This is a genomic window from Paenibacillus sp. UNC451MF (assembly GCF_000686845.1).
Classification (GTDB): Bacteria; Bacillota; Bacilli; order Paenibacillales; family NBRC-103111; genus Paenibacillus_S.
The window spans coordinates 87,083-100,533 of sequence record NZ_JMLS01000013.1; the positions used below are offsets into that span (position 1 = coordinate 87,083).

At 47.0% G+C, this 13,451-nt stretch carries 11 protein-coding genes; 10 read left to right on the forward strand and 1 reads right to left on the reverse strand.

The window, feature by feature from the left end; genetic code table 11:
* The first annotated feature begins 237 nt into the window (after positions 1-237).
* From BP97_RS0115605 to BP97_RS0115645, 9 genes are all read left to right on the forward strand, one after another.
* Entirely contained in the window at positions 238-1,383 is a 1,146-nt protein-coding gene (locus tag BP97_RS0115605; RefSeq protein WP_028549938.1) for a SpoIIE family protein phosphatase, read from the forward strand.
* A 32-nt stretch (positions 1,384-1,415) separates the two neighbouring features.
* The gene (locus BP97_RS0115610; protein ID WP_028549939.1) at positions 1,416-5,102 is read left to right on the forward strand and encodes a response regulator; all 3,687 of its coding nucleotides are present in this window, start codon (positions 1,416-1,418) and stop codon (positions 5,100-5,102) included.
* A 40-nt stretch (positions 5,103-5,142) separates the two neighbouring features.
* Positions 5,143-6,021: a CheR family methyltransferase gene (locus BP97_RS0115615; protein WP_051620625.1), complete on the forward strand. Its 879-nt coding sequence runs from the start codon at positions 5,143-5,145 to the stop codon at positions 6,019-6,021.
* A gap of 41 nt (positions 6,022-6,062) precedes the next feature.
* Complete coding sequence (locus BP97_RS0115620) at positions 6,063-7,238, forward strand: ATP-binding protein (protein WP_028549941.1); 1,176 nt, start codon at positions 6,063-6,065, stop codon at positions 7,236-7,238.
* A gap of 257 nt (positions 7,239-7,495) precedes the next feature.
* Positions 7,496-8,695, forward strand: coding sequence for a glucose-1-phosphate adenylyltransferase (locus tag BP97_RS0115625; protein WP_028549942.1), 1,200 nt, complete (start codon positions 7,496-7,498; stop codon positions 8,693-8,695).
* 68 nt (positions 8,696-8,763) lie between these two features.
* The gene (locus BP97_RS36430; protein ID WP_051620626.1) at positions 8,764-9,309 is read left to right on the forward strand and encodes a hypothetical protein; all 546 of its coding nucleotides are present in this window, start codon (positions 8,764-8,766) and stop codon (positions 9,307-9,309) included.
* A 176-nt stretch (positions 9,310-9,485) separates the two neighbouring features.
* On the forward strand, positions 9,486-10,535 hold the full coding sequence (locus BP97_RS0115635; protein ID WP_028549943.1) for a Glu/Leu/Phe/Val dehydrogenase family protein: 1,050 nt from the start codon (positions 9,486-9,488) through the stop codon (positions 10,533-10,535).
* 426 nt (positions 10,536-10,961) lie between these two features.
* Positions 10,962-11,384, forward strand: coding sequence for a helical membrane plugin domain-containing protein (locus BP97_RS0115640; RefSeq protein ID WP_028549944.1), 423 nt, complete (start codon positions 10,962-10,964; stop codon positions 11,382-11,384).
* A 33-nt stretch (positions 11,385-11,417) separates the two neighbouring features.
* Complete coding sequence (locus tag BP97_RS0115645) at positions 11,418-12,596, forward strand: NAD(P)/FAD-dependent oxidoreductase (protein ID WP_028549945.1); 1,179 nt, start codon at positions 11,418-11,420, stop codon at positions 12,594-12,596.
* A gap of 69 nt (positions 12,597-12,665) precedes the next feature.
* Here the strand turns inward: BP97_RS0115645 and BP97_RS40695 are convergent, their stop codons facing one another.
* The gene (locus tag BP97_RS40695; protein ID WP_197035474.1) at positions 12,666-12,839 is read right to left on the reverse strand and encodes a hypothetical protein; all 174 of its coding nucleotides are present in this window, start codon (positions 12,837-12,839) and stop codon (positions 12,666-12,668) included.
* A gap of 166 nt (positions 12,840-13,005) precedes the next feature.
* Here BP97_RS40695 and BP97_RS0115655 point away from each other — a divergent pair, with 166 nt between their 5' ends.
* Positions 13,006-13,449: a DUF948 domain-containing protein gene (locus tag BP97_RS0115655; protein ID WP_028549946.1), complete on the forward strand. Its 444-nt coding sequence runs from the start codon at positions 13,006-13,008 to the stop codon at positions 13,447-13,449.
* Positions 13,450-13,451: the final 2 nt, after the last annotated feature.

Genomic DNA, 13,451 nt, shown 5'->3' on the forward strand with positions numbered 1-13,451 from the left:
GCTTCTGAGTTTTTGAAGAAAACTTGCAGCTTTTCTTACCCAGTCTCTATCGAGTATTTGTGCTTTCTTGAGGTTAACCCAGCTGCCTTGACTGGCATGCCTTTACTTAACCGCTTGTATGCAGAGTGAAACAAAACTTCAATGGTGATTCAATATCGCGCGGAATGGTTACATAATTATAGAGCAATATTTATAATAAGAAGCAAGAAATAGCGTAACGATAGGGGATTGTAACGGATGAATATCGTGATCGTGGACGACAATCCCATCAATTTGATGGTGATTGAGAAAATATTAAGTAATAAGGGATACTCGCATTTTATAAAAATGTCCTCTGCCCTGGAGCTGTTGGACTTATTGAATGTCGGTACGGGAGAAGGGCCTAAAGAACCGGTAGATTTAATCCTGCTTGATATGATGATGCCCGAGATGGATGGGCTTGAGGCCTGTAGACGCATTCAACAGTGCGAAGAGCTTAAGGATATTCCAATTATCATCGTAACAGCGCTCGGTGATTCAAATCTGTTGGCAGAAGTGCTGGAGGCTGGAGCCTCCGATTATGTGGTGAAGCCGATCAACAAAGTGGAGCTGATAGCCCGCATAGGGGTAGCCCTTCGATTGAAGCATGAGAAGGACTGGCATAAGGAAAATGACGCCCGCATTAAGAGTGAGCTGGAGCTGGCCAAGCAGGTTCAAAGCAGCGTATTGAGTCAACCTATCCATACCGACGTACTCGATATTAGCGCTTCGTACCATCCTTCCTACGAGCTTGCAGGGGATTTATATTCTTGGTATCGCATAGATGAGCACCGTTATGGAGTTATTTTGCTAGATATGATGGGACATGGCATTTCATCATCGCTCGTATGCATGTTCATTTCCTCGGTCATGCAGGACACTATTACCCGCTATGTATCGCCGGATCTAGTCATTGCCGAGCTCAACCGTTATATGAATCAATTGAACAAACGTAAAAACGATAGCTTCAGCTACTACTTTACAGCGATCTATTTATTAATTGATACGAAAGCCAAGACCATAGAATATGTGAATGCCGGGCATCCGCCGGGAATGCTGTTCGAAAAAGGACAACCTGTCCGTTTGTTGGATGAGGGAGGCTGTGCTGTCGGCTTCTTCGAACAGATGAACATTCAAAAAAGGGTATTTGAATATGAGCAGCCGATCCAACTTTATTTATATACGGACGGCCTATCAGAGGCCATAGAAGAGGAAGGACAGGATGTAACGGACAAGCTGGTCCGAGAGCTTGCTTCATGCAGCGGTGAGCAAGAGCTGACTTGTATTATAGATCGTCTCATTCCTCCGGAAATCAGAGAGGAGCAGGAGGACGATATTTGCATGGTCATGATTCGAGCGAAGTAACATGTCTGGATTCGGCTAGAAGGAGAAAAAGTATGAAAATTAAATCAAAGCTGTTTCTCGGCTTCGGCACCTTGATGATCCTCATGTTCATGCTAGCAGGAATTGGTATTAACCGATTGACCACCATTGATGAGAGCATGACTGAAATATATAATAATCGCTACATGAAGGTACAGCTTACGGCAGAGCTTCGTAACGCAACGACGGAGCTTGCTAAAGTGATGGCCAATCTTTTGTTGAATGCGGATCTGTCCAAGTCAACTCAAAATATTGAAGCCATTCGTATGGATAGCTCCCTCGTGTCCAAAGCACTCAATCAAATGGACTCGGAGTTCAAAGGGACCATGGAGCAGTCATTAGCGGCTGACATCTTGACGAACGGAAAAAAGTTTTTGCAATACAAAGATGATGTCATTCAGCTGTACAGAGCTGGAAAGCAGGTAGAAGCGAACCAGCTGCGTTCGGCGGTAGGGATTGGCTATCAGGACGACTTTGTCGGCAGCATCAGCGCCATGACGGATTATCAGGAAGAAGCCATGAAGCAGGCTTTGACGACTGCGGAGGACGCCAATAGCCGTGCCTACCTATACACCTTATTACTAACTATTGTAAGTCTGCTGCTTGGAATAGCCATCATGTTCTGGATTGTTCTTAGTGTGACTAGAGGTCTAGGCATGCTTTCAGGCATTATAACTAATTTTGGCGCAGAAAGAGATCAAGGCAAGTGGATGGGATCTTATCGTATCGAGATCAAAACGACGGATGAATTTGCCGATATTGCTCATATTTTTAACGAGATAGCGGAGGATTTGGAGGAAACGACGGCGAATGAGCGCCAATTAAGCCAATTGAATGCCGATCAGGCATGGCTCGAATCCCACATTTCATTCGTCTCTACGGAGCTGCAGGGAGCCCAGCGTTTTGATGAGATGGCGCGGACGTTCATCGGAGAGCTTTGCCGTATTATCGGAGCGCAGAGCGGGGCGATCTATGTTGCAGAGAAGGAAGCTGACGGTAAGTACAGTTCCAATCAGCGCTTTTTGCTGCAAGGGACTTATGCCCGGGCTGATGAGATGGAGCCGATGAGCGAGATTGCTCCTGGACAAGGACTTATAGGCCAATGCGCATTGGATGGAAAGCCTATTGATCTGTCGGAGGTTCCTGCCGATTATGTGAAGATTAGCTCCTCCTTCGGGGAAGTTAGCGCGGTGTCTCTCGCTATTCGTTCGGCCGTTGCATTAGATGAAGTTGTAGCGGTTTTCGAGGTACTTACCCTTCAGCCGCTAACTGAACTGGAGCTCAGGCTGCTGGATCGTCTTAGTGAGATTGCCGCTGTGACGGTACAGCGTATTCGCGGGCAGCTGCGGGTCGAGGAGCTGCTGCGTGTTTCACAAATGTTAACCGATGAATTGCAGAGCCAATCGGAAGAACTGCTGAGCCAGCAGGATGAGCTGAAGTCATCTAATGAGAAGCTGGAAGAACAGACCAAAGCGTTGCAAGTTTCCGAAGAGCTGCTGCAGCGTCAGCAGGAGGAGCTTGAGCAGAGCAATACCGACTTACTGCGCAAAACGAAGCAGCTTGAAGAACAAATTTATGAATCTGAGGAAATGAACCGTCAGATCGAGCATGCTAACGACGCTCTGGAGAAACAGGCAATGGAACTGGCTTTCGCCTCCAAATATAAGTCGGAATTTCTCGCTAACATGTCTCATGAGCTGCGCACGCCTCTTAATAGTCTGCTGATTCTATCTCAATTATTGAAAGAGAATAAAGAAGGGAATTTAAGCGGCAAGCAGGTCGAATATGCAGAGACGATCCATTCTTCAGGCACTGACTTATTGAAGCTGATCGATGATGTGCTTGATTTGGCCAAAGTGGAATCCGGCAGGATGGAGCTGCATACCGAGCATGTCCTTATAAAAGATGTTGCGGATTCCCTATTCAAGGCATTCGCGCCGCTGGCTAGGAAGAAAAAGCTATCGTTCAACATTGCTATCGAAGAAGGGACGCCTAAGGAAATAGTGACGGATACCCTTCGCCTGCAGCAGGTGATGAAAAATTTACTTTCCAATGCGTTTAAATTTACATCCAAAGGAAGCGTCACAATTCAGATTGGTACGTATGCTGAAGACCCGTCTATGGTCCGCTTTACGATTGTGGATACCGGAATAGGTATTCCCGAGGAGAAGCAGAGGATGATATTCGAGGCATTCCAGCAGGCTGATGGCACGACCAGCCGCAATTATGGCGGTACAGGGCTGGGCCTCTCGATCAGTCGTCAGATGGCGGGTCTTCTAGGGGGATGTATTGAATTGGAGAGCGTGGAAGGTGAAGGAAGCCAATTCACGTTGTATATACCTCAAAATCATGAATCCTTGTATTATGACAGCATACAAGAAGCCGCTGCAGCATCAGATACCGGGCAGGAAGTGGCGGTACCGCTTCTAAAGCTTCAGGAAAGCTATAGCTCGGCTTTACCCGCTGAGAAGCCTCAAACCAGTGAGATCCCCATACTGTCTGATGATCGCAGCTCCTTGGAGCAAGGTGACCGGGTGCTGCTGATCGTAGAGGATGATGTGCATTTTGCGCAAATTTGTATTGATACTGCACGTGAACGCGGTTTTAAGACCATTGCGGCACTCCAAGGAGACACCGGACTGCAGCTGGCTAAGGAATACAAGCCTGATGCCATACTGCTTGATATTCAGCTTCCTGTTATCGATGGCTGGTCCATACTGGTCCACTTGAAAAATGATCCAAGCACGAGGCATATTCCGGTGCACATTGTATCTGTCGTGGATGAAATTCAACAAGGCTTGGCCATGGGAGCCATGGCTTACTTGCAGAAACCGTCCAGTAAGGAAAGTCTGGAGCAGGCGTTCGTTCAAATTGAGGCTTTTTTAGACAGCGGTATGAGAAGGCTTCTGCTTGTAGGAAACGATGAGGACCAGCGCAACAGCTTGTCTGAGCTCATTGAGCACGACGATGTGAACATTGTCAGTGTGCCCGGTGGTTCGGAGGCATGGAAGGAGCTGCAAAGTCGATCGTTCGATTGCATGGTCATCGATATGGGCCCAACCGATTTGGCGGAATTCGAGCTGCTGGACCGGATCAAATCGGAAGAAAGCTTGCGCCGTCTGCCTATCGTTATATACACGGAGCATAAATGGGATAGCAAGGAGCGGCTGCGGCTCAAGAAATATGCCGAGTCCATCATTATTAAGGATGTTAAATCACCGGAGAGACTCCTGGACGAAACCGCTATGTTCCTTCATCGGGTAGAGGAGAATCTGCCTGAATCGAAACGTCACATACTTCAGAAGCTTCACAGTAAAGAAGAGGTATTCTCTGGGAAAAAAGTGCTGCTTGTGGACGATGACATTCGCAATGTGTTTGCCCTCTCGAATCTATTGGAGGGCTATGATATGAAAACTTCCTTCGCGGAAACAGGCAAGCAAGCGCTGGAACGTCTGGCGGAAAACCCGGACTTCGATCTGGTTCTTATGGACATTATGATGCCGGAAATGGACGGCTACGAGGCCATGCGCGCTATTCGCAGCCAACCCGAGTTCGAAAGGCTACCGATCATTGCGCTAACGGCAAAAGCGATGAAGGATGACCGCGAGAAGTGCGTGCAGGCAGGGGCGTCGGATTATATAACAAAGCCGGTTCATACGGAGCAGCTGCTTTCTCTTATCCGAGTGTGGCTCTGTAAATAAATCACTGAACGAGAGTGGAAGACAAGGAAGGAGGATAGGTGTGAGAGGAAACGTTTGGACACCAAGAACCACAGAGCGGGAAGAGGACCCTGTGGATGAGGAAGCAGAGCGTGAGCGAATAGAGATCGGACTTCTGCTTGAAGGCCTGTTCCGGCTGTATGGGTACGATTTTCGCCACTATGCTTACCCTACATTGCGTCGGCGCATTTGGCACCGGCTTTATGGTGAACGACTGCAGACGGTGTCCGAGCTGCAGGCCAGAGTGATGCATGACAGAAATTGCATGGAGCGTCTCGTATCCGATTTGGTTATCCATGTGACGGAAATGTTTCGTGACCCAAGCTTGTTTGCAGCCTTCCGACAAAAGGTCGTTCCGCTTCTGCGAAATTTACCTTCTATCCGTATCTGGCATGCCGGTTGTTCGACTGGCGAGGAAGTGTATTCCATGGCTATTTTATTATACGAGGAGGGCCTGTACGATCGAACCACGCTGTATGCGACCGACATGAACGAGGGTGTGCTGCAGCGTGCCGAGCAGGGCGTTTATCCTCTGAAAAAAATGCGGGAATATACGAAGAATTATATTCATGCCGGCGGTAAGGATGAATTTTCGCGTTATTATAAGGCAGCAGAGGATTCGGCTTCCTTTCAATCGTTTTTAAGAAAAAACATTGTATTTGCTCAGCATAATTTGGTCACTGACCGTTCGTTTAACGAATTTCATGTTATTTTTTGTCGCAATGTGCTTATTTACTTTGATTCCGAGCTGCAGGCCAAGGTACATGATCTTATGTATGAGAGCTTGTGCCGAGCGGGTGTGTTTGTATTAGGTGACAAAGAGACGATCACATTTACAAAGCATGCAGCTTACTATGAAATACTCGATCCGCAGGAAAAAATGTATTGTAAGATTAAATAATGCGATTCAAGAGCAATAACAGAAAGGAATGGAAAGCTTCAATGAACGAACCGATTCATATATTGCTAGTTGACGATCAACCGGAAAACCTGTTGGCATTGGAGGCTATGCTTGGCGATCAACCGTACCGTCTAATCAAGGCTCATTCCGGAGAAGAGGCTCTACGCTGTCTGCTGACCTATGATTTCGCTGTTATTGTTTTGGATGTGCAAATGCCTGGAATGGATGGCTTTGAGACGGCCAAATGGATTAAATCGCGCGACAAATCGAAGGCTGTGCCGATCATTTTCGTTACCGCGGCATATCACGAGCAGGATCAATCCTGCACGGCTTATTCCGTAGGGGCTATCGACTATATGGTGAAACCTGTCATGCCGCATGTCCTTCGATCCAAAATCGAAGGCTTTGTTCATATTTATGTGACCCAGCAAGAGCTCCAGAGACAAACGGCATTGCTGCAAGAGAGGACGAAAGAACTGCAGTTGGCGAAGGAGGAAGCGGAACAAGCCGCACGAGCAAAGTCTGAATTTTTAGCGGTAATGAGCCATGAAATTCGGACTCCGCTTAATGGGGTATTGGCCATGGCAGATCTGCTTCTCGATACGAAACTGTCCGTGGAGCAAAGGGAGTATGTTGATACGATTCGCAAGAGCGGAGCTTCACTGTTAACTATATTGAATGATGTTCTCGATTTGTCCAAAATTGAATCGGGTAAAATGAAGATTACAGAAGAGCTCTTTCACCTTCATTCCTGCTTGCAGGAATCGGTGGGTCTGTTTCTGCTGGAAAGCCGGCGCAAGTCGCTGGAAATTACCTATGAGATTGATCCGCGGCTGCCTGAGCTGCTTGCCGGAGATGAATCGAGGGTAAGGCAAATTCTCGTTAATTTGCTCGGCAATGCCGTGAAGTTCACGGAACGTGGCGGTATTCATGTGACCGTAAGCGAGCTGTGTCGTAATAATAGCGAAGTGGATGTCCAATTCACTGTGCAAGATACCGGCATCGGAATTCCGGAGATGAAGCGCGATATATTGTTCAAGCCTTTTTCCCAGCTTGATTCCTCTACAACCCGCAAATATGGAGGGACAGGTCTGGGTCTTGCTATTTGTAAAAACTTTTCTGAGCTGCTCGGCGGTTCCATTCGACTTGACACAACCTATACGGATGGAGCCAAATTCGTGTTTACGATTCGTGCGAGAATTGGCGTTTTGGAGTAATAAGGCGCAGCTTTATAGAGCATATTATAGTTCCCTTTAAAAAAAGCCGTTAGGCTATTTTTTTTGCCTTTTTTCGTGGTCTCATGCGGGCTAGGATTAAAATAAGCGAAGTGATGAAGAGTGAAAAGTCTAATATCGACCATACTAATCGGGACTGCCCATATCCTAAAGCGATTGTTTCAACGATATCCCCTTCGTTTAATCAATAGTATGAGGATCATGAAACTACATAAATTGAAAGGTTTGGTGATGACGGGATGAAACAAAAGCAATGTGTAGCTATGCTGCTTGCCGGAGGGGAAGGAAAGAGATTGGGCATACTGACAAGTCAAAAGGCGAAGCCTGCTGTTCACTTTGGCGGTTCAGCCCGTATGATTGATTTTGCGCTTAGTAACTGCCGACATTCCTGCCTTGATACGGTTGGTGTAGTGACACAATATCGTCCTGAGTCTCTGCATCATCATATCGGTTTGGGTTCCGCCTGGTTAGAACAACCAGAGCGGGGAGAGATTGCATTGCTTTCGTCTCGTCAGGCCCATATCGGGGGTGCGGAATACCTCGGGACTGCCGATGCGATCTATCGCAATTGGCCGTTTATTGAGAAATATAATCCGGATACGGTTCTCGTTCTTTCGGGAGACCATATTTACCATATGGATTATCGCAAGCTGTTGGAACAGCATTTGGCAACAGGGGCAGATGCAACCATTGCCGTAACGCCTGTACCTTTGTCAGAAGCAAGCCGGTTCGGCATTATGAAGACAGATTCCAACGGACGTATCACCGAGTTCTCGGAGAAACCTAAAGTGCCGACAAGCAACCTTGCCTCCATGGGCATCTATATATTCAATACCTCATTTCTTCGTAATTATTTGAAACGGGATGCCGAAGATGCCAGTTCAAGCCATGATTTTGGCAAAAATGTGATTCCAGCGATGTTGAAGGAACAGGCCAAGCTTCATGCTCATGAATTTAAGGACTACTGGAGAGACGTGGGTACAATCGATAGCTTGTGGGAAGCTCATATGGATTTGCTGGGCGCAAGTCCACGCTTTACAGCTAGCATGGATTCTAGGCCGCTATATAGCGCCAAAGGGGTAACGGCCTCTCGGTTTATAGAGTCTCTCGGACATGTGAAGCAATCGCTAGTCTGCTCGGACTGCACGATCCATGGTCAGGTGGAAAATTCGGTTATTTCAACCGAAGTCGTTATAGGACAGGGCAGTCGGATCTGTGATAGTGTGATCATGCCTGGAGCGCAGATAGGAAACGGAGTGACGATCTATAGATCCATCATCGGAGAGGGAGCGGTCATTCGGGACGGAGCCACCTGCGGTTCTCTGAATGGGGATTCGATTATGGTCATCGGGGATCGGGAAATTGTAAATCCACAAGGCCAAAAGCTGCCTAAAATATTTGTTTCGGCTAATCAATTGCAGGCTGAGCTCATAGGCTAATAATAGGTTTATTGTTTTCAAGCAGCATGTTTTTGGATCCTAACACCATCTTAGGGAGGGGAAGGAACATGAACAGGATGTCTTGGATCGTAACCATAACCATGACTATGTTATTGACGGGAATAGGGGTATTTCAAGCAGCTCCTGATGAAGCTGCCTTGGCTATGACGCAGGCACCGCTAACTGAAACGTCTGCATATACCGAAGCCGATGGGAATCAGGCAACAGGACAGCCTCATTTTCAAACGATTAATGGATTGTCGTTAACAGATGATTTGAAGACGGTATTTGAGATGAAAGGACAGCCCTTATCTATTAAACAAGATGAAATATTACCATCGTTAAAGACATATACCTTTGAAGACTGCAGCATCATTATGACCGACGGAAGCATCGAGTATGTCGTTGTGCCCGCCTCAGTAGGAAAGCTGGATATAGATGGTCAGCTGCTTCCAATGGATATCGTAAAGCTGAAGGAAAAGCTGGGCAAGCCTTACTTTGTCAGTGAGGACGGCATTGTTTATAAAGATGGAGTCAACGTATTGAAAATCTATACCGACACCGTTAGCGGTAAGGTTACCTCGGTTCATTATTTCCATGAGGCAGCGCAGTAGAGCGAAAGTTAATAATACAATGAGGAGACCTGTTTCCATTAAGGAGACGGGTTTTTTGTTATTAAAGGGATAAGTCATCCTAGAGTCACCAGTGTCCATATCGTTGAATATGTCTATAGTAGAATTAGGTTAACGATACCCTGATCAAACGGCCTTGGAGCGAAGGGGACTTCTGTATGGAACTATGGAAAGCGATGGAGCGGGATCATGCGGAGCAGCTTGTTTTGTGCCAGGATCAATTTAGCGGATTGAAGGCGGTAATAGCGATTCACAGCACCAGGCTAGGACCTGCGCTAGGAGGCTGCCGAATGTGGGACTACGGTTCAGAGGAGGAGGCTATCCGAGATGCCCTTCGATTGGCTAGGGGAATGAGCTATAAATGCGCCGCGGCAGGTCTTGCCTACGGAGGTGGTAAGGCGGTCATAATGGGCCGGCCTGATAGCACTCAACGAGAAGCTATATTCCGATCACTGGGGCGCTTTATTCATACACTGCAGGGCAGGTATATTACCGGCATCGATTTGGGAACTACGGTCAATGATATGGATGCGGTTCGACAAGAAACCGGTTATGTGACCGATACGACGGGCTCGCTGTGCGCCACGGGAGATTTTACGGCACAGATGACGGCCTATGGGGTGTTCTTAGGTATAGTCGAGTCCCTAAAGCAAGTCTACGGTTCACCTATTATGAAGAATCTGACGGTTGCTGTGCAGGGCTTGGGGAAGGTAGGCACTTTTCTATGCCGCTATCTACATGATGCGGCAGCACGGTTGATCGTTACCGACGTGGACGACCAACGTGTCCGAAGCGCGGTTCAACAATTTGGAGCCACGGCGGTTCAGCCCGATCTTATTTATGCATGCTCATGCGATATCTTTGCGCCTTGCGCTCTAGGAGGAATACTGAATGATACTACTATTGGGCAGCTCCAATGTAGCATCGTGGCCGGGGCGGCTAACAACCAGCTGGCTGAAGAGAAGCATGGGCTCATGTTGTACGATGCAGGCATACTCTACGCTCCCGATTATGTTATCAATGCCGGGGGAATCATCGTAACGGCTGCCGAGTTAAGCGATTGCGATAGGGCTGAGGCCAAACGCCAGGTGGAATGCATAGCAGCCACGGTTTCCACGGTATACCAAGCCTCCAAGCTAGAAGGCATTGCTGCATCTACTGCAGCCGATCGGCTGGCGGAAAAACAGCTGTCTCGACCTCAACCTTAATGCTTTACAGGTCAGTGCCGTTCTCTTGGTTCGTCTGATGAAGACGCAGCCAAAGACGGCGTTTTTATTTCAATTAGGAAGGAAACGGCAGGCTTGGTTTAAAAAGCGCTGATTCCATGCCATAAAGGCCGCGAGAGTCCTTAAAATCGCTGAATTTGTTCTCAGAATGTTCACATTTGTCGAAAATTGCTTTTTTCTATTTTGCGAACTAGGAGTATAATAGGAACTACATAGGATTCCGTTCGCACCTGTTCTATCGCAAGGATAAAAAATTAATGATGGACTTCGCTCTTACTTGTGAAAAAAGTTACATTTAGAATGAAATCCAATTTTTCATAAATCTCCTTGAGACGGAAAAGCTATAGAAATGAACAGGGATGCAGACACTGACGGTTTTCTATCTCAAAGCAAAGGAGGACGTTACTTATGTCAGAAGCAACACAAACGATTTCGCGCGAATCTGCGGATGTTCTTGACCAATTGATGAAGCCTGAGGTGCAGCAATCTCTTACTGTCCTGGTTGAAAACCTGCCCAAATTGGCAGAGTTGGTTACCATCCTGACAAAAACCTACGATGTGGTACAAAACGTAGTGACGGACCAAGTACTGATCGAGGATATCAAGGGCGGTATGGAAGAATTCGTAAAACCGATTCAAGAGGGTGCAAAAGGTATTGCATCGGCTGCAATTGAAGCTAACGACCGTGTAGCAACAGCACAAACATCTTCGATCGGTCTGTTCGGCATGCTTAGAATGCTGAAAGATCCACAAGTGCAAAAAATGCTTCAACTTTCTCAAGCTTTCCTTGATGTTATGGCTGAGCGCCGTGAACAGAAGGAACAGCATTAATCCATTGGATCGATCATAGAACGGAGGATAAGTATGTCGAAGCAAATATTAATTTTAGGCGGCGGTTACGGCGGTTTGTTGACTGCATTGACAGCTCGCAAATATATGACAGCAGAAGAAGCAACCATTACGGTTGTTAATCGTTTTCCAACTCACCAAATCATTACCGAGCTTCACAGATTAGCTGCAGGTAATTTGTCCGAGCAAGCTGTAGCACTTCCTTTGGAAAAGCTGCTTCGCGGTAAAGATGTGAATCTGCGCATTGATACTGTAGAAAAAATCAGCCCAGACGAGAAAAAGGTTCTTTTGGCAAGCGGCAAAACTTATGAGTATGATGTTCTTGTCATTGCTTTGGGTAGTGAAACGGCATTCTTCGGAATTCCAGGTCTGCAAGAAAACAGCTTCATCCTGAAATCGGCAGCTGACGCTAACCGTTTGCGTGCACACGTTGAAGAGCGCATCGATGCTTATGTCAAAACAAAAGACAAAGCAGACGCAACTTTCGTTATCGGTGGCGGCGGTCTTACAGGCGTTGAGCTCGTTGGCGAATTTGCGGATATGCTTCCAGGCTTGTGCCGTAAAAAAGGTATCGACTACAGCGAGATTTCCTTGTACTGCGTAGAAGCAGGTCCTTCCATTCTGGCAGGCTTTGCACCTGAATTGGTTGAACGTGCGCAAACGAGCTTGGAAAAACGCGGCGTTCAGTTCTTGACTGGCGTACCTATTACGGAAATGACTTCAACTACCGTTTCGTTGAAAGACGGACGTGCTATCGATACGAACACATTGGTATGGACAGGCGGCGTTCAAGGTAACTCGGTTGTTGCTAACTGTGGAATCGAAGTTAACCGTGGTCGTGCTACAGTAACAGAAAATCTGCAATCGACTTCCCACCCAGATGTATTCTTGGCTGGTGACAGCGCGGTTGTTATGGGAAATGAAGGACGTCCTTATCCTCCTACAGCTCAATTAGCATGGCAAATGGGCGAAACGATTGGCTACAATATTTTCGCTTACTTCAACAACGGACCTCAACAACAGTTCAGCCCTGTATTCTCCGGTACGCTTGCGAGCCTTGGCCGCAAAGATGGTATCGGTACGATCGGTGCGAACCAAACACGCTTGAAAGGCTTGCCTGCTACATTGATGAAAGAAGCAAGTAACATGCGTTACTTGACTCATATCAACGGTCTTTTCACGCTTGCATACTAATTTATAATCAAAAAAGCCTTGCTTCGGGGTCGGTCCCGCAGCAAGGCTTTTTTGCAATTATGCATTATATTACCGGAACATCGGGAATATATAGCGCACAATGAAGTATAAAAATCCGAAGAAAATAACGATGTAGGCAGCATATTTAATGAAGGTTGACGCGACAAGCCCTTTATCATACTTTTGTTCAACCTTTTGTTCGATGTTCTTCTTTTCGATATCTACGCTTTTTAAATGTTCCATAACGCATCGCTCCTTTGCATTCGCATTTGAATTTGGTGAAGCGTTTGTGAAAAGTATTACCCTGCGTACCTTTGGGTGAATCAAGTTTCACATTGGCTGGCTGGGGGTAATAGCCGAATAAGGGTAGAACAGGAAGCCGCAAAGGAAGCTTATAGGAGGGGATCCCATGATCATTCAAATTAGTGTAGCCGTTATCGCCATCGCGTTCGTTGTACTAGTTGTATTTCTAATTAAAACGCTGAGTTCCGTGACCGACTTGTTAGGTCAGACGAATACGACCATTCGCGAGCTCCAAAGTGAAATGAAGACAGTGACTATGGAGGCGTCCGAAGTGCTCCAGCACACAAGTGAGGTTACCATGGATGTATTGCAAAAGCTGCAATCCTTAGAGCCGACATTTGATTCTGTTAAGCAGGTCGGTGAAGCGGTAGAGGAGATAACGTCGTCGGTGAAGCAGGCATCTACCACGGTAGCACGCACAATTAAAGACAAGGTGACAGAGGAAGCTTGTCAGCCGATGTCGGACAAAATAGCGAAAGCGTTGCAGCTGGCTCCGCTGGTGGTTAACGCCTGGCAGCAAATTAAACGGCATCAATCGCTAGCGAAGTAGGA

Bases quoted from the DNA above. Each gene is read 5' to 3' on its own strand.
- BP97_RS0115605 (WP_028549938.1), top strand. From the start codon at position 238: ATGAATATCGTGATCGTGGACGACAATCCCATCAATTTGATGGTGATT.
- BP97_RS0115610 (WP_028549939.1), top strand. From the start codon at position 1,416: ATGAAAATTAAATCAAAGCTGTTTCTCGGCTTCGGCACCTTGATGATC.
- BP97_RS0115620 (WP_028549941.1), top strand. From the start codon at position 6,063: ATGAACGAACCGATTCATATATTGCTAGTTGACGATCAACCGGAAAAC.
- BP97_RS0115625 (WP_028549942.1), top strand. From the start codon at position 7,496: ATGAAACAAAAGCAATGTGTAGCTATGCTGCTTGCCGGAGGGGAAGGA.
- BP97_RS36430 (WP_051620626.1), top strand. From the start codon at position 8,764: ATGAACAGGATGTCTTGGATCGTAACCATAACCATGACTATGTTATTG.
- BP97_RS0115635 (WP_028549943.1), top strand. From the start codon at position 9,486: ATGGAACTATGGAAAGCGATGGAGCGGGATCATGCGGAGCAGCTTGTT.
- BP97_RS0115640 (WP_028549944.1), top strand. From the start codon at position 10,962: ATGTCAGAAGCAACACAAACGATTTCGCGCGAATCTGCGGATGTTCTT.
- BP97_RS0115645 (WP_028549945.1), top strand. From the start codon at position 11,418: ATGTCGAAGCAAATATTAATTTTAGGCGGCGGTTACGGCGGTTTGTTG.
- BP97_RS40695 (WP_197035474.1), bottom strand. From the start codon at position 12,839: ATGGAACATTTAAAAAGCGTAGATATCGAAAAGAAGAACATCGAACAA.
- BP97_RS0115655 (WP_028549946.1), top strand. From the start codon at position 13,006: ATGATCATTCAAATTAGTGTAGCCGTTATCGCCATCGCGTTCGTTGTA.